The 25667-nt window shown below is 67.3% G+C and carries 23 protein-coding genes and 1 pseudogene; 12 read left to right on the top strand and 12 right to left on the bottom strand.

The annotated features are described in order from the left end of the window. On the bottom strand, positions 1–1098 hold a 1098-nt coding region (locus ACFSXZ_RS01470), incomplete at its 3' end, for an ALF repeat-containing protein (RefSeq protein WP_378260380.1). Positions 1099–1215: 117 nt separating this feature from the next. On the opposite strand from ACFSXZ_RS01470, the gene ACFSXZ_RS01475 reads away from it, so the two are divergent. The 6 genes and pseudogenes from ACFSXZ_RS01475 (at position 1216) to ACFSXZ_RS01500 (ending at position 7010) form a co-directional block, all read left to right on the top strand. Beyond that, complete coding sequence (locus ACFSXZ_RS01475) at positions 1216–1722, top strand: hypothetical protein (protein WP_378260382.1); 507 nt, start codon at positions 1216–1218, stop codon at positions 1720–1722. A 131-nt stretch (positions 1723–1853) separates the two neighbouring features. Next, positions 1854–3242: a trypsin-like serine protease gene (locus ACFSXZ_RS01480; RefSeq protein ID WP_378260384.1), complete on the top strand. Its 1389-nt coding sequence runs from the start codon at positions 1854–1856 to the stop codon at positions 3240–3242. 1100 nt (positions 3243–4342) lie between these two features. Next, a complete protein-coding gene (locus ACFSXZ_RS01485) occupies positions 4343–4747 on the top strand; it encodes a hypothetical protein (protein WP_378260386.1) in 405 nt (134 codons plus the stop codon). A gap of 29 nt (positions 4748–4776) precedes the next feature. Further along, positions 4777–4953, top strand: a pseudogene (locus ACFSXZ_RS01490) (helix-turn-helix domain-containing protein); the annotation flags it as partial. 499 nt (positions 4954–5452) lie between these two features. Beyond that, positions 5453–6547 (top strand): asparaginase, encoded by a 1095-nt coding sequence (locus ACFSXZ_RS01495; RefSeq protein WP_378260388.1) that lies wholly within the window; start codon positions 5453–5455, stop codon positions 6545–6547. Beyond that, entirely contained in the window at positions 6540–7010 is a 471-nt protein-coding gene (locus ACFSXZ_RS01500; protein WP_378260390.1) for a PPC domain-containing DNA-binding protein, read from the top strand. The genes ACFSXZ_RS01495 and ACFSXZ_RS01500 overlap by 8 nt, the downstream gene beginning before the upstream one ends. Positions 7011–7074: 64 nt before the next feature. On the opposite strand, the gene ACFSXZ_RS01505 is transcribed toward ACFSXZ_RS01500, so the two are convergent. From ACFSXZ_RS01505 to ACFSXZ_RS01515, 3 genes are read right to left on the bottom strand one after another with little or no spacing between them, the layout of a single operon-like run. Beyond that, entirely contained in the window at positions 7075–7446 is a 372-nt protein-coding gene (locus tag ACFSXZ_RS01505) for a hypothetical protein (protein ID WP_378260392.1), read from the bottom strand. Then, positions 7431–8891, bottom strand: coding sequence for a CdiA C-terminal domain-containing protein (locus ACFSXZ_RS01510; protein ID WP_378260394.1), 1461 nt, complete (start codon positions 8889–8891; stop codon positions 7431–7433). The genes ACFSXZ_RS01505 and ACFSXZ_RS01510 overlap by 16 nt, the downstream gene beginning before the upstream one ends. Positions 8892–8894: 3 nt before the next feature. Then, a complete protein-coding gene (locus ACFSXZ_RS01515) occupies positions 8895–9146 on the bottom strand; it encodes a WXG100 family type VII secretion target (RefSeq protein WP_378260396.1) in 252 nt (83 codons plus the stop codon). A 269-nt stretch (positions 9147–9415) separates the two neighbouring features. Here ACFSXZ_RS01515 and ACFSXZ_RS01520 point away from each other — a divergent pair, with 269 nt between their 5' ends. Then, positions 9416–10588, top strand: a complete 1173-nt coding sequence (locus ACFSXZ_RS01520; protein WP_378260398.1) for a tyrosine-type recombinase/integrase — start codon at positions 9416–9418, stop codon at positions 10586–10588. Positions 10589–10855: 267 nt separating this feature from the next. On the opposite strand, the gene ACFSXZ_RS01525 is transcribed toward ACFSXZ_RS01520, so the two are convergent. The 8 genes from ACFSXZ_RS01525 to ACFSXZ_RS01560 form a co-directional block, all read right to left on the bottom strand. Further along, positions 10856–11860 (bottom strand): hypothetical protein, encoded by a 1005-nt coding sequence (locus ACFSXZ_RS01525; protein WP_378260400.1) that lies wholly within the window; start codon positions 11858–11860, stop codon positions 10856–10858. Positions 11861–11952: 92 nt separating this feature from the next. Further along, the gene (locus ACFSXZ_RS01530; RefSeq protein ID WP_378260402.1) at positions 11953–12264 is read right to left on the bottom strand and encodes a hypothetical protein; all 312 of its coding nucleotides are present in this window, start codon (positions 12262–12264) and stop codon (positions 11953–11955) included. Then, positions 12257–13213, bottom strand: a complete 957-nt coding sequence (locus ACFSXZ_RS01535) for a tyrosine-type recombinase/integrase (RefSeq protein ID WP_378260404.1) — start codon at positions 13211–13213, stop codon at positions 12257–12259. The genes ACFSXZ_RS01530 and ACFSXZ_RS01535 overlap by 8 nt, the downstream gene beginning before the upstream one ends. 231 nt (positions 13214–13444) lie before the next feature. Next, positions 13445–14500 (bottom strand): DNA-methyltransferase, encoded by a 1056-nt coding sequence (locus ACFSXZ_RS01540; protein WP_378260406.1) that lies wholly within the window; start codon positions 14498–14500, stop codon positions 13445–13447. Further along, complete coding sequence (locus ACFSXZ_RS01545; RefSeq protein ID WP_378260408.1) at positions 14497–15744, bottom strand: DNA-methyltransferase; 1248 nt, start codon at positions 15742–15744, stop codon at positions 14497–14499. The genes ACFSXZ_RS01540 and ACFSXZ_RS01545 overlap by 4 nt, the downstream gene beginning before the upstream one ends. After that, positions 15741–16418 (bottom strand): recombinase family protein, encoded by a 678-nt coding sequence (locus tag ACFSXZ_RS01550; protein WP_378260410.1) that lies wholly within the window; start codon positions 16416–16418, stop codon positions 15741–15743. Before ACFSXZ_RS01550 ends, ACFSXZ_RS01545 begins: the two co-directional genes overlap by 4 nt. 223 nt (positions 16419–16641) lie before the next feature. Then, positions 16642–17565 (bottom strand): DNA methyltransferase, encoded by a 924-nt coding sequence (locus tag ACFSXZ_RS01555; RefSeq protein ID WP_378260412.1) that lies wholly within the window; start codon positions 17563–17565, stop codon positions 16642–16644. Then, positions 17558–18547, bottom strand: a complete 990-nt coding sequence (locus ACFSXZ_RS01560) for a hypothetical protein (RefSeq protein ID WP_378260414.1) — start codon at positions 18545–18547, stop codon at positions 17558–17560. Before ACFSXZ_RS01560 ends, ACFSXZ_RS01555 begins: the two co-directional genes overlap by 8 nt. A gap of 533 nt (positions 18548–19080) precedes the next feature. On the opposite strand from ACFSXZ_RS01560, the gene ACFSXZ_RS01565 reads away from it, so the two are divergent. The 5 genes from ACFSXZ_RS01565 to ACFSXZ_RS01585 are packed head-to-tail and all read left to right on the top strand — an operon-like array spanning position 19081 to position 25630. Next, complete coding sequence (locus ACFSXZ_RS01565) at positions 19081–20097, top strand: hypothetical protein (RefSeq protein ID WP_378260416.1); 1017 nt, start codon at positions 19081–19083, stop codon at positions 20095–20097. Then, positions 20088–20549, top strand: coding sequence for a hypothetical protein (locus ACFSXZ_RS01570; protein WP_449224265.1), 462 nt, complete (start codon positions 20088–20090; stop codon positions 20547–20549). Before ACFSXZ_RS01565 ends, ACFSXZ_RS01570 begins: the two co-directional genes overlap by 10 nt. A gap of 4 nt (positions 20550–20553) precedes the next feature. Then, a complete protein-coding gene (locus ACFSXZ_RS01575) occupies positions 20554–22533 on the top strand; it encodes a hypothetical protein (RefSeq protein ID WP_378260418.1) in 1980 nt (659 codons plus the stop codon). Beyond that, on the top strand, positions 22530–23726 hold the full coding sequence (locus tag ACFSXZ_RS01580; RefSeq protein WP_378260420.1) for a PrgI family protein: 1197 nt from the start codon (positions 22530–22532) through the stop codon (positions 23724–23726). Before ACFSXZ_RS01575 ends, ACFSXZ_RS01580 begins: the two co-directional genes overlap by 4 nt. After that, the gene (locus ACFSXZ_RS01585; protein ID WP_378260422.1) at positions 23723–25630 is read left to right on the top strand and encodes a VirB4 family type IV secretion system protein; all 1908 of its coding nucleotides are present in this window, start codon (positions 23723–23725) and stop codon (positions 25628–25630) included. Before ACFSXZ_RS01580 ends, ACFSXZ_RS01585 begins: the two co-directional genes overlap by 4 nt. Positions 25631–25667 lie beyond the last annotated feature (37 nt).

The following is a 25667-nucleotide window of genomic DNA, read 5'->3' on the forward strand; positions in this document are numbered from 1 at the left end:
CGCCCGAGCCGCTGCGCTGGAAGCGACCCGCGCCGCCGCGCTCGCCGCGTTAGCAGCGCCGACCGCCTCCTGCGCGGCGGCGGCCGCGTTGTTCGCCGCCTCCGCCGCCTGCGCGGCGGCCGAGGCGGCGAGAGCGGCGTTCCCGCCCGCGCTCGCGCTTGCCTGCTTCGCCCGCTCCGCGGCCTGCCTGGCCTGCTCGGCTTCCTGTACCGCCTTCGCCGAGGCGTCCTTGGCCGCCTGCGTCTCCTGCGCGGCCTGCTCTCCAGCATCCTTCGCAGTCGTGGCCAACTGCTCGACCGTGGCAGTCTCCTGATCGCGGGCCTCGGCGATCGCCAGATCATGATCGAGGAACTGGCTGTAGGCATCAGCGGAACCTGCATCCAACGCCCGCTGCGCGGCCGTACGCACCTCCGGGCCACCACCCGTCAGGATCTGATCAATCCGGATGCGCTGGTCGTTGTCGTAGGGAATCTGCCACCCGGTTGCCAGGAAAGCCTGTAACGCCTTTGGCGTGCCATCATCCAGCGCCGCCTGTGCGGCCTTCTTCAACTCTGTGCCACCGCCGGCCAGGATCTGGTTGACCCGCACCCGCTGATCGATGCCCCACGGCGTCTGCCACCCGGACTCCAAAAACGTCAGCAACGCGCCATCGTCGGTGGAATCCAACGCCTGCTGCGCGGCCGCCTTCGTCGACGGCCCACCCGCAGTGAGCATCCGGTCCACGCTGATGCGCTGGTCGACTGCCTTCGCCCGCGCCAGATCCGTGGTCAGAAACGCATCGATATCAGCATCCGTACCGGCCAAAGCCTTCTCCGCCGCCGCCCTCACCGTCGGCCCACCGGAAAGCCACAACGTGACGACCTGCCCACGGTCGATCTCCGGGTCGACCGGCGCAACAGAGTCAGCAGACGCCGAGGGGACAACCAGCAGGCTCGTGCACAGCAGCATCGTCAAGAACGCAGCGAGTCCATGGAAAAAGCGACGCAAAGACGATTTCATTGTTGCCCCCGAGCCTTTCGTGCCGGAAAATGAAATCCGCACAGAACACCGAAAAAGAACAGTACACAGAAAACAATGCAGAGAGTACGTGTCGTACATCACATCTCTTTTCGGTAATGGCGCAAGATCGTGCGCGATCTCCCTGATTGGCACGTCAGGACCTACTAGGATTATTGGGCGAGGGAAATGCGCATTCGGAGTAGTTTATTGGCCCTTATGGCCGTAGTCGGCGTGGCGGTCGCGTTCGGTTTTTGGACCGCGTCGGCGCATGCCACGCCGGCCGCGCAGTCCGATCAGCAGCCCTCGCTGGTCGAGGATTTCACGTATCCAGGCGCCAAGGCGATCGCCGCGCAGTACGGCGTAACCCTGATCTCCGGCGACGGCCACATCGTGTTCGCCGACTGCACAACCCCGGTGGAAAACAACATCGGGGTCCTGCAGGTCCGGACCACCGATACCATCGGCTCTAACGGTACGGGGTTGCTGTGCTTCAAGGTCCTCGGCGTCCCCGGACACCTCGACCTCATGGTCCCGGCCGTGTTTGAGATCCGCGGGGACGGGCGCGCCGCGGGAGCGGGACACAAGGTCACCGCCGAGCTGACCACGGACAGCGGGGAACACACCACGGTGGCAGTCAACCCCAGTGGCAGCACCGCGGTCGGCGTCGGTGCCGGCCCGGACAACAAACCCACCACCCTGCTCACACTTGACGCCACACCCTGACCGTCCTCGGCAACCGAACCGTCCAGCACGTAACGCATCCAGGGCACCGCTGCGGCTGTAGCCGTGAAGCTCTGCCCAGCCGGCCTGCGCCTGACTCCGACCAGAACGATCTGCCTTTCAAGGAGAATTCCATGTCCGGCTTTTCACGAAGACGCCTTGGCGCCACCGCCACGGCCGTGGCTGTCGCACTGTCCAGCGCTGCTGTGTTCGCCTCTCCGGCCGGGGCGGTGACCGGTGACGCCTCCCCAGATGGGGGGTCCGGGGCTGTGGTGAAACTCAGCAACACCAGCGGGGCATGCAGCGGGGTGCTGGTCGCGGCGCAGTGGGTGCTGACCTCAACTACCTGTTTCCCGAACGCAACCCCGTACGCAGCGCCTCCGGTCGCGACCACCGCGACCCTCGGGCGAGGCAACCTGGCCACCGGCACCGATGGGCATGTCGTGGCGGTAACCGAACTGGTCCCACAACCCAGCCGGCCGATCATGCTCGCTCGGCTCGCCACCCCGGTCACCGACGTCTTTATCGCCCCACTGGCGACGACCCCACCCCAAGTCGGGGACAGCATCTTCATCGGAGGATACGGCCGCACCGCCACCGAATGGGTGCCCGACCAACTCCACTTCGCCACCGTCACCGTCGACACACTCGGCACCACAACCTTGGCCATCAGCAGCAGCACCGGCCCCACCACCTGCAAAGGCGACGCCGGCGGACCCGCCTGGCGCACCACCGCCACCGGCGCCACCGAACTCCTCGCCCTGCACCACACCTCCTGGCAAGGCGGATGCTTCGGCGAAACCGAAACCCGCACCGGTGCCACCGAAACCCGCATCGACGACCTGCACGACACCCTGACCCAACAAACCACCAGCCCGATCCTGGCCCGCTACCTCGACCTCGGCGGCGCACCCTCCTTCCTCGGTGCCCCAGTAGGCGGCGAGTTCACCGTCGCCGAGGGCCGCGGGCAGGGCTACGAACACGGTGCCATCTACTACTCGCCTGCCACCGGCCCACACGATGTCCAGGGTCCGATCCTGGCGAAATACCAGGAGTTCAACGGCCCAGTCGGACTCGGCTTCCCCATCAACGACCAATCCATCACCCCCGACGGGATCGGCCGCTACAACCACTTCAATCGCCCCGACGAGGCCTCCATCTACTGGTCACCCTCGACGGGGGCGCATGAGATCCAGGGCGCCATCCGGGGCAAGTGGGCATCCATGGGATGGGAAACCGGGCCCGGCTACCCCACCACCGACGAAACCAGCACCGCCGATGGTGTCGGCCGGTTCAACGACTTCACCAACAACACCTCCATCTACTGGACACCAACAACCTCAGTCCACGCCGTCGCCGGCACCATCCGCGACACCTGGACCTCCCTCGGCCGAGAAACCAGCGCACTCGGCTACCCCACCTCCGACGAATACGACATCCCCGGAGGACGACGCAGCGACTTCCAAAACGGCTACATCACCTGGAACGCCTCCAACAACACCACCCAAGTCTTCCTCACATAAACCCGACGAGGACCCGGCTCCCCCATGCCCGCCTATCCGACTACGTCTTGAGGCATGCGCTTCCTCCGTTGACGGTGTTGTCCGTAACCCGGTCACACGGCCTACTGTGATCACCTCACCCACCCGATGCTCAACCGGGTCCTGTACACGGAGTGACCCGACGACGTTGCCTTCGCATTCCAATGCGGAGGCGACGTCGGTCCAGATTCTTGATTGACATTGACGTCGGGGTTCGACCACAGACGCCCCGTGGGGGTGTCTGTGGTGGCGATCGATACCGTCAGGTGCGGCCACCGTGTCTCCTTCGATCTCGTACGCTATCTCGAAGGATCACACGGTGGCCGTCCTTTATAGATATGCCATACGGCTAACCAGGGGAAGCGCCATAAACCACCTGAGCCGACGCAACCCGAAAGCGGGAAAAAGCCCCTCTCGCTGACAAGCGACGGATCATCAGTCCCACCCCCGGACCTGGCCAACTTGGTCACCAGCCAACTAGCGTCCCAACACTTTCTAACATCCACAAAGGACATTCAGAACGCACGACCTCGCGGCCGGGACTGCCCAGACAGCCGACAGTAGTCAGTTGCGCCAGAGGATCTCAACCTCCAGCGCACATCGACCCGCGCATCGCAACGCCACGAGCGTCCCAACCAGCCCCAGAACCTTATCGGCATCGACCGCCGCAAACCCCACAACTTCGGCCGAAGACGAGTTAAAGAGTCGCAGACCAGCCTCCGACGCAGAGACCAAGCACATTCTCCCAGCTCAGACCGCACACGACCACGCTCACCAACACCGAAAACGCCGAGTCAAGGCGTCGATGAGCGGCGTGCTCGACCTCGAAGAACTCACCAAGATCACAAAAAGAGGGCTTCCACAGGCTCTGACCTGCGAAAACCCTCTCGGCCGTCGGGACGACAGGATTTGAACCTGCGACCCCTTGACCCCCAGCGGACAAGGGGTCGTCCTCGGTGATCTCCGCGCGTCGTTGACCTGCGGTCCAGTCCAGAGAATGTCCGGGCCAGGGCCTCCAATCCCGCCCCGTTCAACCCGTCCGTGAGACAGGTGTGAGACGGGCGAGCCGAGTGGAGAGCCCGATGCCCAAACACATCCGGAGTCCCTACGACGTCCCCGACCAGCCGATCACCGCCCTGGCACAGGCGTGGTCACAGGCCCGGACACGCACCACCCTGTCCGCCCGGGCCCAGATGGGCGCCATCAACCCTGAGGATCTGTTCGTCGAACTCGCCTACGGTGCCCGCATCACCCAGGAAGCGACCTGCGGCCGGTGGTGCGCCGTCGCCGACCTCCTGCGCTCCGGCGCGGTAGATAGCTGGGCGCAGATCGCCACCGCGATGGGCCTGACCGAAACCGCCACCACCGACGGATTTCGCGCCTGGCTCACGGCGCAGCGTGACCTGTACCGCGAAACCGGCACCATCGGCATCAACGACGTCGACGCGGCCGAGTTGCTGACGCTCGCCGAGGCGGTGACCTGGTGAGCATCGAAGCCATCTCCTGGGCACTCAACATGGCCCCGATCCCCCGTGACCGCCGGGACGCTTCAAGCCTGGCCATCGTCTTGGTCGGCTTGGCCAACCACGCAGACCCCGACGGCCGCAATGCCTTCCCCTCCCTGGCCCGACTCGGCCGATACACCCGACTGTCCGAACGCTCCATCCGCTATGCCTTACGCACCTTGGAAGAACTCGGTCTGATCCGACCGTCCAATCCGGACATCGTCGCCGCCAACGTCAAGCGTGGCGACCGGCGCCCCAACAACTACAACCTCGCCCTCGAACGCATCGACGTTCCTGTGGACAACTCGGGCCACGAGGGGCAGAGCGTGCCGCCCGCCGACCAGCACGGGGGGCAAAGACCGCAGAAACGGGGGGCAAGCAACGACACCACGAGGGGCAAAGCCTGCCCCCGAAACGTCCTTAACCATCCAGAGAACCGTCCCCCGCGCGAGCGCGCGCCCGAGGCGCGCTCGCCGCTCCCGCCACCCTGCGGCCGCTGCGATGCCCGCCCCGGCGACCCGGTCTCCGCCCGCATCCTCTGGCTGGACACCGACCGCACCCGTTCCAAACCGGGATCGCCGCACCGCGCAGTCGTCTGCTGTCCACCGACGGCATTGATCAAGCGTGCCGCTTCCTTGCCGCCGTCGCGCCTGCGGCCCGCTAGGCTGCGCGATCATCCTGGGTCCGATGACGAAGGGACGCCCGTTGCCCGAAACCCGCACCACAGCGCCACGTTCGGCACCTCGTGTCGCCGTGTTCGGCCTTGGCGGCACGATCGCCATGACGTCCACCCCAGGCGGGGGTGTGGCGCCCGCGTTGTCGGCCGACCAAGTCGTCGCCGCCGTGCCGGGTCTCGCGGAGTCTGGCATTACCGTCGAGGTGGAGGACTTCCGCCGTGTCCCCGGTGCCTCCCTCAGCTTCGACGACCTGGCCGAACTCACCAACGCGATTCACACGCGATTGGCGGCCGGGGCGAACGGCATCGTGATCACCCAGGGCACCGACACCATCGAGGAGACCGCTTACCTGCTCGATCTCGCCCATACCCGGCCGGAACCGGTAGTGGTCACCGGCGCGATGCGCAACCCCACCCTCGCCGGCGCCGACGGCCCCGCAAACCTGCTGGCCGCCATCCACACCGCGGCCAGCCAGGACACCCACGGCCTTGGCGCGCTGGTGGTCTTCGCCGACGAGATCCACGCCGCTGCCCGCGTCCGCAAGACCCATTCCACCAGCACATCCACCCTCGTCTCCCCCAACGGCGGACCACTGGGCTACATCGTGGAAGGCCGACCCCGCATCCTCAACCGCCCCACCGGCCGCACCACCATCCCGATCACGACCGAGCCCCGCCTGGTCGAGGTCGGTCTGGTCACGATGGTTCTCGGAGACACCGGAATGTTCCTGCGTGCCGCCACCTCCTGCGACGGGTTGGTCGTAGCCGGGTTCGGCGTCGGACACGTCCCCGACCGTGTCGTGGACATCCTCACCGACCTGGCCGCCGCGATGCCCGTGGTGCTCGCCTCCCGCACCGGAGCCGGCTCGGTGCTGGCCCACACCTACGCCTTCCCCGGCTCCGAATCCGACCTCCTGGACCGGGGCCTGATCTCCGCAGGCTTCCTCGACCCGCTCAAGGCCCGCATCCTGCTGCACCGGCTACTGGCCAACGGACACGACCAGGCCAGCATCCGCGCCACCTTCGCCCGCGCTGGCGGCTACACCCACACCACCCCGGAGACCGGCCGCGCAGACCTCCTCACGCAGGGAAGCGCCCGTGCGTAGCCACGAGCTGACCCTCGGACGCAGCTTCGCCGTCGTCTTCGACCACGGCGACGACTTCTTCACGGCCCTGGCTGACTTCTGCCACGACAACGACGTCCGCCAGGGCTACATCCCCGGTTTCATCGCCGGCTTCAGCCAGGTCCAGATCGTCGGCACCTGCGACAAACTCGACGACCTTAACGCACCGGTGTGGAGCAAGGTCCACCTCACCAATGTCGAAGCTTTCGGTGGCGGCACCCTCGCCTGGGACGAGACCAACCAACGGGTCGCACCCCACATTCACGTCGCCGTCGGCCTCAAGGAACACAGCGCAACCGGCCACACCAGCCACCTGCTCGGCGCGCAGGTCCAGTTCCTCACCGAAATGCTGGTTATCGAAGTCAACGACCCGCCGATGCACCGCGTCCGCCAACCCGACCTCTACGACGTTCCGCTTATGCAGTTCGGACCCCACATCCGGTAGCAGCCATGGTCCACCCAAAGGCACCTTGCGGAAATGCCCCAACACAATATCCGCCTGCTGCCCCCTACCGCGTCACGACGTCGGATTCAAGCAGATATTGAAGATCGTAGGTCGAAAACATTGAATAGTTCCCGGCCTTCTTCAAGTCCGCGTACGCCCTTTCCAGATGAGCACGCGCGGAGTCGACGTCTCGCGTCAGTGTCCTGAAGCGAAGCATGTAAGGGTGGCTCGAAAAGGGCATGTCATCGTCGTCTTCGTATCCGTGGTCCACAAAGACCTGAACCTCGACGTCGTCGCGGATGCCCGTGTAAGCCTCGTCTTCGTAGGCGGGATTCGCATCCAGGGGTGCTTGCGTGACCGCGCTGATCTCGTCAAGGACAGATTGGGTGGAACGCTCCCGAAGGGGCTTCAGGAAGATTTCTACATAGGTGGCCATTCGATGCGCCTCCCTTCGTGACTCTTACGGACCGGTGGCGGTCCAGCCGTTTCCCCAGATGACATCTTATCGTAGGCGTTCTTGCCGAGACCTTTGAACCGCTCGATTCCTTGCAGTGCTTCCTCTCTGGTCAAGGGTGTGCTCTCGGCGTCGATGATGATTTCGCGGGCTTGCCCGCCCTTGCGGGCCGAGTCGTCGAGAACGCGCATGACCTTGGTGCTGCTGGGTGCCGGCGCATTGATCGTTTTGAACTCGGTCGGTGTGCCATCGACCAGCGCGTCCGGTGTTCGAACGTTGGGTGCGGGCTTCAACGACGTAACGTCGTGTCCCTGGCCTGCCAGGCGTTCCGCAATCTTGCGCTCAGCTGGGTTGAACGTGTTGGCGGCATCGTCGATCTTTCCGGTGGCGAGTTCGTCGCTGATCTTGGTGGCGTCGGCACCTTCGATGTTGGGGTTGGGGGTGCTGCTCATCGCGGCCTGGATAGCGGGTCCGACACCGCCCGCGATCGCGAGCGCGCCACCAGCGGCGGCGAGCGCGGTCGCGGCGGTGGTGGCGACCTCGGCGATAGGCGCGGCAAGCGCGCCTTCAGCGTCGACGCCGACCGCGTCCAGGGCCTCGATGACACCGACGATGACCGCGTCCAAGGTCCCGTCGGTAATGATGCTGGCGACCACCAGGACACCGCCGAGCACACCGAGCCCGTCGATCACGGCCTTGATCTTGTCCTTGATCGCCTCCTGGGTGTGGTCGTTCCAGACCCGGTAGTCGACAAGACTGTTCGCGACGTCGTCGAGCGCTTGCGGCAACCGGGCCAGGATCGACTGCGCCCCGGCGGCCTGCTGCCAGAACGCGTCGAGTTCGTCGAGGTCGGCCGAGGTGTTGTTGCCCAGTAGGCCTTGCAGCTCGGTGTGCAGGTTCGCGGCCAGTTCCCGGATCGCTTCGGCAGCGGCGCGGCAGGCTTGGGCCGCGTCGTCGAGGCGCCCACTGTCGCCGGTGGGGATGTATTTCTCCAGGAAGCCGGGCATCCACCACGGCGAGGGACCGGTCAGGACAGCGAAATCACTGTTGGCCGGCCACGGATGGGGCACGATCGGTGACCACGGCGGTGGGGGCGCGGCCTGGCCGGGGATGCTGTCGTGGTCGGCGTTGACGTGGTTCAGCGCCGAGACATCGATACCACGACCGATCGCGCCAAGCAGGTCGAACGCGGTGTGGAAGCCGTCGTTGACGACGCTGTCCATCGCCGATGCCCACCCGTTCTGATACTGCCGGGCACCGTCGCACGCTCCAGCCGCACCCTGGGCCGCGTCCACGCCGTGGAGCAGGTTCTGCCGGATGGTCTCCAGAGAGTCCTGCGCGTCGACGAACGCTTGCGCGACGATGTGGAAGTCCGCCGGAACGATCTTGACCGGAACAACCGGCCTGCCGTCAGGTCCGCGACCCACGCCTCACACCCGCCAGATCCCGATGTTGGTGTCCACCGCGGTCGCGTGATTGCCGTGCACGGTGAGCACGAACTCCCGGATGCGATGCAACTCCTCCCGCAGGTCACGGGCGGCCTCGGCCCACTCAGTGGCCCTGGCGTGAAACGCGGCCCGCGCGTCGCCCTCCCAGGACTTCTCCAAGTCCATGACCATCTGGTCGACATCGCCCAGCACGGTCTCGGTGGCATCGATGTGCGCCGCCAGCGAATCCGCCAAGCCACCCACCAACGGCCAGCGACAACCCCGCCGCCTCGGCAACCGCAAACAAACGCGGGCGCGCCGACGCCGACGCCCGGGCCGCCGCCGAGATCTACCTCGAAGCGTTGGCCACCGGGAGCAAGGCCCCCGGCGTGGCCGTGGCCAACAGAATGAACCGTTCCCGCGCCCAAGTCGCCCGCTACATCCGGCGGGCCCGCGAACTGGGCCTACTACCTCCCCTCAAACCCGAGGGAAGTTGATCACCGAGAAGGAAGGAGCTGGGACCTGTGGGGGACCCGATCAAGAAGATCACGCTCAAGGACGGATCAGTGAGATATCGCTTCGTCATCGACATCGGCCGCGATCCCAAGACCAACAAGCGGCGGCAGTTGACCAGGACTCACAACACCAAGAAGGAGGCGCGCGCCGAGTACGCCAAGATCAAGCACCAGACCGACGAAGGCACCTTCGTCGCCCCGGACGAGCTCACCGTCTCTGACTGGCTGGACACCTGGCTCGCCTCGGCGACCATCGACGTGGAGAAGGCCACCGCCGCCAACTACACCAACGCCCTGCTGCCCGTCCGGGAACGCCTCGGTGACAAGAAGTTGCAGGAAATCGACGAAGAGGACATCGACAAACTGGTGGCCTGGATGCTGACCTCCGCCCGTAAACGCGGCGGGAAAGTGGGAACCGGGCTCGGCGTACGCTCGGTCGGCCTGATGCTCGGTCGGCTCCGTTGCGCGCTCACCGTCGCGGCACGCCGCAATCTGGTACTGCGCAACGTCGCGGAGTACACCCAGATCCCCCGGGAAGCACGGAAAAAGGCAGCCGAGGAAAAGGCCAAGCGGATCCCGTGGAGCGCCGACGAGGTCAAGACGTTCGTCGCCGCGATACGCGAAGACCGCTTATACGCGCCGATGCTGCTGTCCCTACTGGGCATGCGGCCAGCCGAAGTCTGCGGCCTGCGGTGGTCCGAGGACGTGAACCTGGATGCCAAAACCATCCGGGTCAACAACACCCGAACCATCGTGGAAGGCGAGGTCGAAGAAAAGGGTCCCAAGTCGGAAATGGGCAAACGCACCCTGCCCCTACCCGGCCCGGTCGTCACGGCACTGAAGTCGTTCAAGGCCCGCCAGGCGCAAGAGAAGCTTGCGGCGGGCACCGCCTACCTCGACTCGGGGTACGTGGTGGTCGACGAACAGGGCGCGCCGTGGAAAACCGACAAGCTCCGCCGCGAGACCTACAAGCTCATGGCAGCGGCGAAGGTCCGCAAAGTCCGCCCCTACGACGCGAGGCACGCCTGCCTGACCTACCTGGCCGCCTCCGGGGTACCCGACGTGATCGTGAGCGCCTGGGCCGGCCACGCCGACCTCAGCTTCACCAAACGCGTCTACATCCACCCCAACGCCGAACATCTCCAGAAGGCCGCCGACCAGCTCGACATCCTCCTGGGCTGACAAAGCTGAACAAGCAGTACAAGCGTTCGTGAGAAAATGTGAGACGACGACCCTTGAACAGCAATCAGGGCCCTGTCTCACAGAAGTGAAAACAAGGCCCTGACCTGGACTTTCTCAGTCCCTCGGCCGTCGGGACGACAGGATTTGAACCTGCGACCCCTTGACCCCCAGTCGTGGAACGGCTGAGCGACGTGCTACGGCGTGTTCTTCGAGGTCACCTTCCAGTGTAATCGGCCGAGTAAAGGAGTCTACGAAAAAACGGGCGACTTACCCCAAGCCGAAGCTGCGTCGAATCGCGGCCAGCCGGTCGCCGAAGGTCCTCATCCCGAGATTGAGCACCCACACCTCGTCCTTGAAGAACTCGAAGCCCAGCTGTGACCACAAGGCGCCGAGTTTGCCGGCAGCTGTAGCACGGTCCGCTTCGGAGATCTTGTCGACCACTTCTCCCGCGTCGTTGCGCCGCTCGGTTGGCGCGGCCTGTAAGGCAGCCAACTGTCGTCCCTCCCCCAAGCGCTCGATGACCATGCCAACCACCAACGGTCCCAGCCCATGGCCCCGCCACTCAGGCTCCAGCCGAACCGAATCAATGATCAAGAGGCCGTCGCCGAAGGGCTCGACCCGCTCACCCAGTTCCTGATCCAGTTCACCGGTTTCCAGGTCGAACACGATCCCGCCGATATGAGCGAGGTCCGCGGTCTCGGCGTCCAGTATCATGAACGGGTCCGTCATATGGTCGAATCCGACCGTGTAAGCCAAGACATACCCGACCTGATATGCAGGATCGCCAACGTCGTCGAGGCATTCGACCTTGGCATACCACTGATGAAGACGCTGTTCCTCATCGGTCTTGAACGCATGCTGGCGGCTGCTGTAGTCGATCACAATCGAATCGACCTCCCCAGGGAGCGCAGCCGCCGTGTTGCTCGGCTGAGTCGCGGGCGCAGCGGGCGCGGACTCGACAGCCGTAAGCACCTTGCGCTGCTCCTCACGCACCAATTGGCGGAACGGAACCGGTGGTTGACCCTTGAGTAGGTTGCTCACCGCACGGTTCGTCGCTCGCTGCTCAGCATCAGTAACAACGTGATCCACGTGGTCGACCCACACGACACCGTTATCGCTGACGCCCGTGCGAATGCGGAGTCCCGCGGCACGGCACGCTCGTCTCACCTGACGACGCCAGGCATCGACATCACCAAGATCACCGGCTGGCACGGCAACAGAACCGTCACGACGCAACACCGCAACTACTGCATCGATCGATGTCTCGCTCACCCGATCCATCCTGGCACAGGGTCGCCGATCAGAGCCTCCAACCGGGCCGCGCGTCGAGCCAAAGAACTGGTGCTGGCCACTCCCCCACAAATTCAGTCCCCATCGTTGTTGTAACGACGGGGCTTGCGCCGCCGTGCAGCTGCGGATCGCTGGGCAAGCTGCAGCATGTAAGCAGTCCTGGCGTGAATCGCCATCTCTCGACGCACCTCCGGTGGCAGCTTGCGTTCGGGGTCGACCTGACGCTCGAACCGTTCAAGGAACGCTTGCGTGCCGCGCGATGTCCGGGCAACCCGGTCCGGGGTCTTCGCCCACGATGCATGCGCGGCAAGCCGAGCACGAAGACGACGCTGCTTGGGAGTCAGTCCGCTCGACGACGCAATCGACGTGTCGGGGTCGTTAGACATTCTCGCCGATCCCCATGCGTAGCTGGGTCTCTTGGGCACGTTCCGCTGCGGCGCTCGCCCCGTAGTGATGAGCCATGTCTTCCGATGTCCAACCGAGCAACAGCATCAGGTCACCAGTGTCGCCCCCCGCTCTTTTCCATTCGTGGGCGAAGTTGTGGCGCCATCGATGAGCATGGATACCCTGGAGACCGGCCGCCCTGCCTCGGCGCTTGAGCATCATCTTGATGCCGTTTGGTGCCAGCCGCCGACCACCGCGCTCGGCCAGCCACAGATCCGGCAGGCCAGCGGCGCTGTGTTTGTCGCGCGCCCGTAGGTAACGGCTGATCGCGCGCGCCGTCTTTGGCCCAAAACGGACCCGGCGCTCTTTACGCCCCTTGCCCCGATAGTGCACGGTGTCGATGGTCAGGTCGATGTCGTCGACCTGAAGGTTGCCGACTTCCGACAGGCGCGCACCGGTGTTGTAGTAGAGCCTGATGATGGCCTCGTCGCGGAGTTGAATGAACTCCTTTCCCTTGCACGTGGCGAGGACCTTCTTGGTGTCATCGTCTCGAATAACAGGGATGAGTTTCTTCTCGACCTTCGGCGGCTTTACGCGCTCCATGGGGGAGCGGTCGATCTCCTCGACGTCAAGCATCAACCACTTGAAGAACTGCTGAAGACCCTTGTGCTTGTTCAGGGCTGTCGCTGCAGTGCGGGTCTCCACCATCCAAGCTTGGAACGACTCCACATGCTCTCGACGGACCTCGACCGGATCGTCCACAGTCGCGTCGTCCTCGAGTGCCTGGGAGCGATCGTTAAGGTAGCGGGCAAGTTGTGCAACGGCGAGAAGATAGTTGTAGCGCGTTGTCTGAGGATAATTACCCGCCCGGAGCGTTCGGTCCCAGTCTCGCAGAAAGCCAGCCCACGCTTTCGGAAGCCCCACGGCCATCCGCTCCAACTCAGCAAACACAACGCACCTCCCGACGCTGGGGTTGGTTCTCGCGAGACGAGGTCGACCGGATCGAGTTCGCTGAGGACATGCAGGGGTCGTGCCGCGATCGAGCAGACCAATACGGATAATGCGCCCAGTGTATTCGTTTGATGTCCGGCAGGAACGCCGTCACGCTGAGCTCCGTAGCGTTTAGCGTCGTTAGCCGAAGTAGTTGCGCGACAGGCCGACTCGGGAGCGCTTGAGTGTCGCTCATGGCAGCCCTCCCCCTGCGCGGTCGTATCCAGCGATTCGCCGTATCGCGATCTCGTGGTAGGCGGGGTTGGTGTCGATTCCGGTGAAGCGGCGGCCCAGTTCGCGGGCTGCTACCCCCGTGGTGGCGCTGCCGCTGAACGGATCGAGGACATGACCGTCCGGCGGGCTTCCAACTGCGATGCAGCGACGTGGGATCTCCAAGGGGGACGGCGCGGAGTGGCCGGCGCGAGACCGGTCCGTCGGGATGGTCCACACATTGCCGAGGTTGCGTCCGCGCTGCCCGTGCGCAGGGGTGCGGCGCCATGTTCCCGGCGCGGTGTTCGGTTCGTCGCCGCCGTGGCGGGTTCGGCGGGACAATGCGCGGTCGCCGGTGTAGGGCTGACAGATCGGGTCGAGGTTGAAGTAGTAGTCGGGTTGTGTGACGAACAGGAAGATCATTTCGTGGCGGGTGGCGAGCCGGTCCCGGATCGGTGTCGGTGTGGCGTGGGGCTTGTGCCAGACGATTGCCGATCGCAGTATCCACCCGTCGCGTTGGAGCGCGAAGGCGAGGCGCCAGGGCATGCCGAGCAGGTTCTTGTGCGGCACGTCGGCGAGGGGGCGGTAACGGGGTTGTCCAGTTTGGCCGGGTGTGGTGCACCAGTAGCCGTCGGAGTTGGTGGAGTAGCTGTCGCCGAGGTTGATCCACACGGTCGCCCACGGGGTGAGCACTCGGCGCGCCGCAGCGAACACGGCACACACAGCTCCGATGTGCTCGTCTGCGGTCGGTTCCAGGCCGATCTGTGGGTGCTCGCGCAGTGCCCCGCAGTCTCGGCACCGGCGCCGATCGCGGCGGCCGCCCGGGGGTGCGGTGCCGAGGCTGGCCGGGCGGTGGCGGCACCCCGGTCGCCCGCCGGTCCAGGTGTCGGGGACGTAGTCGCGCAGGCGCCAGTAGGGCGGGCTGGTGACGAGGCAGTCCACCGAGTTGTCGGGCAGTTCCGCGATCCCGGTTTCCGCATCCGCGGTGTAGAGGGTGACACCGCCGTGCCGGCGATAGGTTGCAATGGAGGCGTTCACGCAGCCCTCCCCTCCTCGTTCGGGGTGAGGCCGAGTCGTCGGAGACCGATGTCGTGGAATTCCGGGTTGAGGTCGATGCCGACGTAGGACCGGTCCATCTGTTGTGCGGCCATGCCGGTGGTGGCGGCGCCGCTGAACGGGTCGAGCACGACGCCGCCCTCCGGGCATCCGGCGGCAATGCAGCGCAACGGGATGTCAATCGGGAAGGCAGCGAAGTGCGCTTCGCGGAGAGGGCGCGTGGTGATGGACCACACGTCGCCAGGGTTTTTCCCGCGCTTATGCCCTGCGTTGTGGCGTGTCCCCGACCGCATCGCGACGCCGTGTCGCTTCCCGACGAACGGGCCGGCATCGTGGTATTTGCCGTAGACGCTGTGTCCGCGGCGGCGCGCGGTCGCGTCGATCCCGGCGCGGCGGCCCTTGTTGGAGCCGCCGATGACGATGCCCTCATGGATGGCTTCGGGGCGCGCGAGCGGTTCACGGATGGGGTCGAGGTCGAAGAAGTACTGCTGCTGTTTGGTCAGCAGGAACAGCATCTCGTACCGGTTGGACAGGCGGTCTCGCACGGATTCGGGCATGGCGTTGGGCTTATGCCACACGATCGCGTTGCGCAGAATCCAGCCATCCTGCTGGAGCGCGAACGCGACCCGCCAGGGCATGCCGACGAGGTTCTTCCGGGGAAGGCTTCGCGTGCGTGACACTCCGGCGCGGCGCACGGATTCCCGCAGCGGCGCCGCCGCCGTACGTCCCGACAGGGTGCTGGCCCGCATCGGGTCGCCGGTGCGGCCGGGCGGTTCCGTGGAGTAGGAGTCGCCCAGGTTCAGCCACACCGTGCCGGTGTCGGCCAGGACACGGTGCAGTTGCGCGAAAACGCCCCGGAGTCGATCCACGTAATCCTGCGGGGTCGGCTCCAGGCCGTGCTGACCGTCCTCACGCCGCGCGCCGCAGCGGCGGCAGCGCCGGGGCACGCCACCGCGATCCGCGGCCGACGCCGGATAGACGGGCCGGGAACCGCGGGACTGCGGCGCGCCACCGCCGCGTCCGGCCGCGGCCAGGTGCGCGCAGTCGGGATCGCCGCCGATCCACGTTGCGGTCCCGTAGTCGCGCAGTCCCCAGTAGGGCGGGCTGGTGACTACGCAGTCCACCGAGCGATCGCCCACCGTGGCGAGGGTGGCGGTGGCGTCGCCGGTGTAGAGGGTGACCGTGTCATCGCGGTAGTGGACCGTGCTGGCCGGTTGCTGGTTCATGCCGCCTCCCGGCCCTCGTCGGCGAGTCCGGTGGTGTCGGTGTCCGGTGGTGCCGGAATCCAATGGAACCTGGTGTTGTAGACCGCCCAGAACACGGCCGGTTCGATCAACGCCCGGTGGGACCGCTGCTGTGACCACGTCCAGCATTCCGGCGGCCGATCCACTCCACGCAGCGTGCGATCCCGGACGACGTACCCGAGGTAGGCGGGGTTGTTCAGGATGGTGCGCACGACCCGCGGACTCCACGCCCGCGCCCGGCCGGTGACGGGGTCGACGGGCTGGGGATGCTCCTGCTCGTTCAGGAGCCGGAGGATGCCGCGCTCGCCGAGCGTGTCGTCGAGATACCACGCGAAGATCAGCGGCACGACCGGCGCACGCCGTTCGTCGACCGTCAGCCGGTGGCGCCAGCCCGCACGACCGGACTCGGGTTCGGCCCAGTGGTGTTCCAGGGCGTACCCGTAGGGCGCGGGGCCTAGCCACCACCCGTCGCGGGTGCGCTGCCGAAGCGTTGACCGCGACCGTCGAGCCAGCTCGCGCTGATAGGCGCGGACGGCCAGGTGGCCCGACAGTCGCCAGTCGTCGTCCTCGTAGGGAGCGGTCAGACACTCGGCCAGGTACTCACGTAGCCGCTGCCACCGGCCCGGTGTTTCCGGCTCACGATCGAGGTTCCTCAAGACGGGGTACAGCGCCGGGTCATTCCGGTGTGAGACTCGGCGTGTTGAGTAGCGCGGGCGGCGACTCGGCTCCGGGGTTTTGTCCATCGGATTTTCTCCTTCGTGTGGGCCGGGTGGATGTCGGAAACAGCGGGCGGGGCCTGCTCGGGAGCCGCGGTGTGTCGGCACACGGCGCTGCACCCAGGGCTGCGCGTGGTCGGTGGGTGAGTGAACGGGTGTGCGCTCAGGCGACGGCCGATGTCGGCCGTGGTCCGCGTGTGCTCCGGTGCGGTGTGGGTGGCGCGGGCCGTGGCGGGATGAGCTCGGTCAGTGCTGGATCGCTGGCCTCGGGATCGGCCCGGAACACCACAACGGTGTGGTGCGCCGGCAGCGCGATCGGGTGGCCGAGAGCGCGTTGCGCCCGGGTGGCCGCTTGCCGCTGGGCGAGGGTGGCGCGGGTGTACACCCGGCGTCGCCGCACGGCGGCGGTGAGGGCCAAGCAGCGCGCGACCGGTGCCAGCCCTACCGTGCTGCCGACCGCGGAGATCCGGCTCGGGAGGTCGAGCACATCGTGCCGGACGGGATGGCGCTGTGGGGCACAGGTGATGACCACGTGCCCACCAGGACGCACCAGCGGCCGGTACTGCCACAGCAGTGTCTGCAACCGGTCCAGCGCACCCGCCAGGTCACCGTTCAGGCCGACGGGGCGAAGCGTGGTCAGCAGGAGGTCGACCCGCCCGGTCAGTCCTGCCGTTGCGGCGGCAACCGCCGTGCCGGGACGCCGGTCGAGGACAAGGACCATGCCGTCGGCGAACGCACCACGCGCCTTCGCTGCGGTCACATTCCTCCGCGCCAGGCGCCACCACCGGCGCTGCCCGGTCAGCCCGATCGCATGCCGCCCGCAGCGCAACGCTTCCACGACAACAGTCCCCGCCCCGCAGTTCGGGTCCAGCACCACATCGCCAGGCCGGGTGAACGCGGCGATGGCGTGACGGGCGATCGCCGGAGCCATCAACGCCGGGTCCGCGCCGGTCGCCTGCTGGTAGCCGCCCTTGCCCAGCTGGGTCACCACGCTGTCCGTACCGGTCGGCCACACCGAGGCCAGAACCGGACCCTCCGGCGGCTCCCCCACCGACCGGGCACGCTGCTTGTCCACGCGCCTAGACATCCGGGGTCTCCTTCCGATCGGTGAGGTCGGCCGCCGAGGCGGCACGGGACAACCGCCCGAACAGAACGAGGTCGTGGTGCACCGGCCGCAACGCGGGCGGCCCGGAGTCGTCGGCACGCGGTGACCGGCTGAGCGGGGGCGTCGCGGCGTCGGTCCGCTTGGCGACCGGGCTGCCTGGCGGATCGGGTGTCGGCGCCGTGAGTATGGCGATGTGGTCCAGACACCGCAGCCCGCGATTACCCAAGGTGTCCATAAGGAAGGGGTTCGGGTCGAGTAACCGCCCACCGCGCGAGTCACTGTGAGTGACTATTGCGATAAGGCCACCTGGGGCGAGGAGGGCGTCCCAGTCGGTGTGACCGAGCCAGTCGGTGGTGTGCGGGTTGAGCGCGGTGATGATCAGATCGAACCTGCCCCGGGGTCGGTGTCGGGCTCGGTGTCGACGGTGTGTGGAGTCGGTGTTGGGGGCGGGTACTGGGTGCATACCGAGACGGTTGGGTCGGGGTCGCGACCCCGACTCGGTTCCGGTGTGGCGGGGTGGGTCGGTGGGGTCGCTCGGGTAGTCCGGCGGGGGTGCCGCGGTCGCGGTCTCGGCGCCGCGTCCGAGCGGCGAGAGGGTCCAGACCGCTTCGGCGAGTCCGGTGTAGGGGTCGGTGTCGTGCGTTCGGCCGGGCGTGCGCGGCGCCGTGTGCGGGGGTGCCGGTGGGGTGAGGAGAAGGACGCGGTCGCCGGGACGGGTGCAGGTCGTGACGAGGGTGAGGATCGTGCGTCCGAGCCACCCGGCGAGCACCGCGGTGCCCGGCAACGAGGCAGCATCGGCGAAGGGCCAGACAGTGGCCAGCCGTGCTGCGCGGCCACGTCCGGTGGCGGCTGTCCGGGAGGCCGCGCGGTGCCGGCCCTGACCGGTGCGCGCCGGGGACGGCGTACGGCGATGCGGCGGGCGGTGGGGACAGCGTCCGGGCTCACGGTGAGGGGTTGAGGTCATCGGTGGCCTTCCTCGTGGTGTGGTCGGCGTGGTCTGCCAAGTCACCCCAAGAGGCGGGTTTCGGGCCTGATTTTGGACACCGAGACCCCAAATTTTTTGGGCAAATTCTGAGCGCGTTGCACACCGCCAGCTCGCGCGACGGTCCCACCGACAAACGCACCAGAATCCGGCGAGATGATGCGGCGAGACAGGGCAAACCTCTGAGTGCCGGAGACCGTTCCGATGACTAACGCGACAACATTTTTTGCGGCACACGCGGACCTGACCAGTCACCCACGCTCTTGGCCCGCCCCGATCATCGCTGCGAGCAACTAAAAGAAACTCGCAAGTGCAGCTCACAGGCTACTAAAGCGGCCACGCGCGGCACCCTCGATCCTGGCCGACCCGACTCTGCTGAATCCTTCACGAAGGCGGCTTTAGTAGCGAAATAAAGTTACTAAAAAGATCATCCTTGTTCTTTTCTTGTCCTTTTCTTGTTCCCGTTCTGGCGTCCTGACGGGGTCAACACAACCGACCCGAACAGGAGCAATGACATGACGGACAACGAGAGCGTGTCCGGCGCAATTCGCCACGACCACGAAGGGCACGAATGGCTGCCGCTGGACACGGCGCGCGATGCGTTCGCCCTGCTGGTGGCCGGGCCGGAGCCGATGGCCGTGCACGGCGGGCGGTTCGCCGGGTTGCCGCAGCGGCCGGTGCCCCTGGACGAGCTGCGGGACCGGGTGATGAGCAAGCAGTGCCCCCCGCGTACCCGCGATGACGTGTGGGCGCATCTGGTGCTGCGCTCGCGTGCTCACGGAGGGGCCTGGACGGTCGCCTGTGTGGGCATGGCGCTGCCCTCGCTGGCCTCCAGTGCACGGTGGCTGGCCGCGCGGTATCGGGGCGACCGGGCCGATGCCCACGCAGCCGTACTAGCCGGGTTCATTCATGCCTTGGCCACCGTGGACCTGACCGATCCCGGCATCGTCGTCCGGCTGCATTTCGCCGCGCGGCGGGCGGGGCAGGCGGCGTTGGAAGAGTCGCTCGATGCGCCGCCGCCGGTGGACACCGACTATCACTCCGCCGCTCCCCGTCCGCCCTACGGGCACCCCGACTTGGTGCTCGCGCGCGCGGTCGGCGAGGGAGTCCTGACACCGACCGAGGCGGACCTGATCTCAGCGACCCGGCTCGGCGGGGTGCCCCTGACCGACTGGGGCGCCGACCACCAGAGCGAGTTCTGGGCGACCTACAAGGTCCGCCAGCGAGCAGAACACCGACTGGTGTCCTGGCTGGCCGAGTCCACCGAGGACCTGGACTCTGACGACCCCGTCGCCCAAGCCGCCCTGTCCTCGCTCACCGCCCGCGAGAACGACCCGCACACCGACGCTGACAGCGTCGCGTCACGCGCTGTAAGCGGCCGTCGTCGCAACGGACGACTCGACGGTTCCAAGAAATCTTCACGCTTGGTGTCCAAAAACGAGCCGAAATCCGGCCTCTTGGGGTGCGGGGAGACCCCACCTCGGCCTACCGCCGAGCACGAGCCGAATTCGGAGGTGCGCCGATGCGCCTGACACCCCACCCCCAGATCCAGAACACCACCGCACCTCCGCCCTCGCACGCACCCGAGGTGCCCGATCACTGGAGCCCCCAGCCGCGCCGGCCAGGCTCCCGCAACCGCTTTCCCCTGGCGCCGAGCACAGGGGTTGTCGGCGCGGCGGTGCTCGGCGCGGTCGTGCTCACGGTTGTCACGGCCGATCCGGCGCAGGCCTCCACTCAGGTTCTCGCGCTCGCCAGCAGTGTCGGTCAGGTCTTCGACAACATCCGTAACTGGCTGGTCGGGATCTTGGCCGGGCTGGCGACGGTGTTTCTCACCCTGGGCGGTGTCCGGTACCTGATCACCGGCGGCGACCCCGGCGAAGTGGAGAAGGCCAAGACGGCTTTCAAGTCCGCCGGGTGGGGCTACGGGCTGGCGGCGCTCGCGCCGCTGGTCGTGGAGATCCTCAAAGGGATCGTGGGGGCCTGACGCGATGGCCGCCAGCGCCCCGCCCACGGTCCGTCCGTACTGCCCCTCCGGCGGCCCGGTCGAGACCGGCGGTGCCGGTGACCGGGAAATGCTCTCCCCGGTCACCGGCACCGGCCGCGTCGTACGGCGGCGGCGCGTGGTCTGGACGGTGGTGCTGGGTCTGGTTCTACTCCTGACCGGAGCTCTCGCAGCCGGTGCCTGGGCCTCCCCCGCCGTCGCGGAACCGCCGCAGCTCTCCCCCACGGCTCCGCCACCGCAGTCCACCGCCGAGAGTTGTTCGCCGAATGCCTCTTTGGCGATGTGCTCACAGTCCAGCCACGCGGCCACGCCCGCCACTACGGCGGCGCCGTGTGCCGGTGAGGACTGCATTCCGCAGCCGTCTGGCGCGCCCACACCGGGTACTGGGCAACCGGCGCCGGGGCCAGGGAGTGGGGATGGCGGCCCGGGCTGTGGGATCACCAACGTCAGTGGCTGTGTCACCACCGCGATCAACTCGGTGTTCCGGGATCTGGCCAACGCCGCGCTGTCGCCGATCCTGGAGCTGCTCGGCCACACCGCGCTGTCCACCCCGACGCTCGCGCAGCTTCCCGGTATCGGCGAGTTGTGGAACAACTCGTGGGAGATCGTTCTCGCGGCCTACGGTCTGTTCGTCCTCGCCGCCGGCGTCGTGGTGATGGGCCACGAGAGCGTCCAGAGCCGGTATTCGCTCAAGGAGATCGGGCCGCGGATCCCGATCGCGTTCGGTGCCTCGGCGCTGAGTCTGTTCTTCGCCGACAAGTTCATCACTCTGGCCAACGCACTCACGCTCGGGGTGCTGGGCGGGGTGAATCCCCCGTCGCTGGGCGACACCCTCAAAGACGCCGTCGCCGGGTTCCAGACCGGTTCGCTGTTCATCATCCTGACCGGCTTGGTGCTCGTCGTGCTGGGACTGGGCCTGCTGATCGTCTACGTGATCCGGATCGTCATCACCCTGATCCTGATCATCAGCGGCCCGCTGTTCCTGATGTGCCACGCCCTGCCCCACACCGATCCGATAGCCCGCTGGTGGTGGAAAGCGATCACCGCCGCGCTCGCGATCCAGGTCGCTCAGGCGCTGGTCCTGATCACCGCGGTGCGCACGTTTCTCTCCGGCGGCGTGCACCTGTTCGGCTCTCCCCTGTCCGCGCTGGGCACGCTGATCACCGCGATCGCGCTTTTTTTCATCCTCTTCAAGATCCCGTTCTGGCTGTTGTCCGCCACCAAGGTCCGCTCCGGGCGCTCGTTCCTCGGCGGGCTGGTCCGCGCGTACATCGCCGCGAAAACCTTCGGCATGGTCGCCGGCAAAGCCGGCGCATTCGGCAAGACCGGCGCCGCTGGCGCAGTCCACAACAGCGCTGGGAGGGGCCCCGGTCGCGGCGGCACCACAGGGATGGCCGCTGATCCGCCGTGGCCCGTTCAGCCGCGGCTGGCGCCTACTCCCGCCATGGTCAACAGGCGCTTGCGTCAGGCCCACGACGCCGAGCGCGCCCGCGCGGCCCGCCGCTCCCCGCTGCCCTCGCAGGCACCGCAGTTCCTGCAACCCGCACCGCAACACACCACGCACGATCCCGCCCTCACCTCACCCACTCCTGGACCCACGATGCCCGCATTCAGCTCCGCCCCCACCTTCACGGCTGTTCCGCCGGTGGCACGGCGGGGTGGTCCTCCTCCCGCAGCGCCACCCCAGTTCCGGGCCCCCGGCCCTCCACGCCACAACACCGGCCAACAGCCAATACGACCGATCCGGGTGGCCTCGGTTCCGCCGCACCTGCAGTTCCGGGCACCCGTCGCGGAACCAGCGCAGGTGTCGCAACCGGTGAAGCCAACCGGGACACGGCCGAGCGCGCCGACGTTCCGGCAGGCCTATCCCGAGCCGCGGATCGGCGACGCCCGTGCGCGCACCCCGTCGGTCCCGCCCGTCGCGTTCCGTCCACCCCCCAACCGTTCGAGAGGTGACAGGCCATGAGTGCGGTCAGAATTCCCGCCGACGTCGATCGCGAGGACCGTGTCATCGGCCCGTTGACCGCACGACAGCTGCTCATTCTCGCCGTGACCGCCATTGTGCTCTACGGCACCTACACCCTCACCCGCTCGTTCGTGCCGCTGGCCGTGTTCCTGATCCCGGCGATCCCCATCGGGGTCACCGCCGCGTTCCTGGCGCTCGGCCAGCGCGACGGGATCAGCCTGGATCGGCTGGTGCTGGCCGCGCTGCGGCAACGGATGAGCCCGCAGCACCAGGTGTCCGCACCGGAAGGCATTCGCCCCGCTCCGGAGTGGCTGACCAACCGGGTCACCGTCAACGGCGGCACCGGGATGCCATCGGCCGGGAAGAAGGGGCGTGCGGCGGCCGCGTTGCGGTTGCCCGCCGAAGGCGTGAGCGACACCGGGGTCATCGACCTCGGCAGGGATGGCGTCGCGGTGGTCGCGGTGTGCTCCACGATCAATTTCGGGCTGCGCACACCGGCCGAGCAAGAGAGCCTGGTGGCCTCGTTCGGGCGGTACCTGCACAGCCTGACCGCGCCGGTGCAAGTGCTGGTACGTGCCGAACGGCTGGACCTGTCCGGGCAAATCGCCGAGCTACGCGAGCAGGCCGGCGGGCTCCCGCACCCCGCCCTGGAAAACGCCGCGCGGGAGCACGCCGACTACCTCGACCAGCTCCGGCACGCCACGGATCTGCTGCGCCGGCAGGTGCTGCTGGTCCTGCGCGAACCGCTGCACACCACCGCGCCCTCCGACGGGCTCGGCGGCGCGTCACCCCTGGCCGTGCTGGCCGCCCGGCGCAAGGCCGCCCAGCACGGCGGGCCGGTCGAGGAGACCACCCGGCGTGCCGCCGAGGCGAGGCTGGTCCGGCGGCTCGGTGAGGCGGTCGAACTGCTGTCCCCGTCCGGCATCACGGTCACCCCGCTGGACGCAGGGCAGGCCACCGCGGTACTAGCCGCCGCCTGTAACCCCGACAGCCTCATACCCCCGGCGGCGGGACTGGCCGGGGCGGACGAAGTCATCACCACCGCACCCGACGGCTGGAACGCAGACGCCTTCGCCCGCCCCGCCTTCAACCCTGCGGACCGGGAACCCGGCGAGGCCGAGGACTCCTGGGAGGACAGCTTCGACGACACCGCCGAGGACCCCGACGACTTCGAGGAAAGGTACCGCCAATGACGAGGACCCCGGCCCACCCCGAAGACACGACAACCACCGCATCGCCGCTCGGACGGGGCGGGGCGTTCACCCCGGACGCCATCTCCATCCGTCCCCGCGCGCTGGAAATCGGCGGCGAATGGGTCGCCAGCTTCGCGATCACCGGCTACCCGCGCGAGGTCCATCCCGGCTGGCTCCAGCCGCTGCTGACCTATCCCGGCCGGGTCGACGTGTCCCTGCACATCGAACCCATCGACCCCGCCACCGCGGCGAACCGGCTGAAGAAACAACTGTCCAAACTGGAATCCGGACGCCGCTACAGCAGCGAAAAGGGACGACTGGTCGACCCGCAGGTCGAAGCGGCCACCGAGGACGCCTACGACCTGTCCGCACGCATCGCCCGCGGCGAAGGCAAGCTCTACCGGCTCGGGCTCTACCTGACCGTGCACGCCCCGACCGAGGACGCCCTCCGCGACGAGGTCGCGGCGATCCGGTCGCTGGCGGCGAGTCTGTTGCTGGACGCCAAGCCGACCACCTACCGCAGCCTGCAGGGGTGGATCACCAGCCTGCCGATGGGCCTCGATCTGGTCGGTATGCGCCGGACCTTCGACACCAGCGCGCTCTCCGCCGCCTTCCCCTTCACCAGCCCCGATCTGCCACCGCCCGACCCGACATCGGTCGGCGCGCCGAGAGGGGTGCTCTACGGGTTCAACGTCGGCTCCCAAGGGCTGGTGCACCATGACCGGTTCGCTCTGGACAACCACAACGCGGTGATCCTCGGCCGCTCCGGCGCCGGCAAAAGCTACCTGGTGAAGCTGGAACTGCTGCGGTCGCTGTATCGCGGGATCGACATCCACGTCATCGACCCCGAGGACGAGTACGCCCGCCTGGCCGCCGCGGTCGGCGGCACCTACCTCCGGATCGGCAGCGACGGGGCCCGGCTCAACCCCATGGATCTGCCCATCCACACCCGCCCCGACGGCCGCAGGACCGCACCCCGCGACGCACTGATCCGACGGTCCCTGTTCCTGCACACCGTCGTCTCGGTGCTGCTGGGCAACGAGCTCACCGCGACCGAGCGGGCCGCGCTGGACCGGGCGATCATCGCGACCTACCAGCGGGCCGGCATCACCGCGGATCCACGAACCTGGACCCGCCCGGCACCGCTGCTGGCCGACCTGACCCAGGCCCTTACCGACAGCGGTGACCCCACTGGCGTCGAGCTCGCCGCCCGGCTGGGTCCCTACGTCACGGGCGCCTTCTCCGGCCTGTTCTCCGGACCGACGTCGACGCGTCCCGAAGGTCACCTGGTGGTGTTCTCGTTGCGGGATCTCGCCGACGAACTCAAGCCCATCGGCACCCTGCTGACCCTGGACGCGGTGTGGCGGCACGTCAGCAATCCCGCGATCCGCAAGCCAAGGCTGGTGGTGGTCGACGAAGCCTGGTTGCTGATGCAGCAGCGCGCCGGTGCGGAATTCCTGTTCCGCATGGCCAAAGCCAGCCGCAAACACTGGGCCGGCCTGACCATCGCCACCCAGGACACCGGCGACCTGCTCGGCTCGGACCTCGGCAAAGCCGTCGTCGCCAACGCCGCCACACAGATCCTCCTGCGGCAAGCCTCGCAAGCCATCGACGAGATCACCCGCACCTTCGACCTCTCGATGGGGGAACGCCAGTTCCTGCACTCCGCCGAGCGCGGTCAGGGACTCCTGTCGACCGGGACGCAGAGGGTGGCCTTCCAGACCATCGCCTCCCCCAGCGAGCACCACCTGGCAACGACGTCCCCCGCAGAACTCGCCGAGTATGCCGACCACTCGTCAGGAATCAAGGACTCCTTCGTCGAACTCGGCGCCGACGACCCGGACACCATCACCGGCTCCGTCGACGAGGGCACTGCGTCGCACATCGAACTCGACGCCGCCTGAACCACCACCCCACACCCCGCAACCGCTTTCACCGGAT

This window comes from Amycolatopsis pigmentata (assembly GCF_042684065.1).
GTDB lineage: Bacteria > Actinomycetota > Actinomycetes > Mycobacteriales > Pseudonocardiaceae > Amycolatopsis_E > Amycolatopsis_E pigmentata.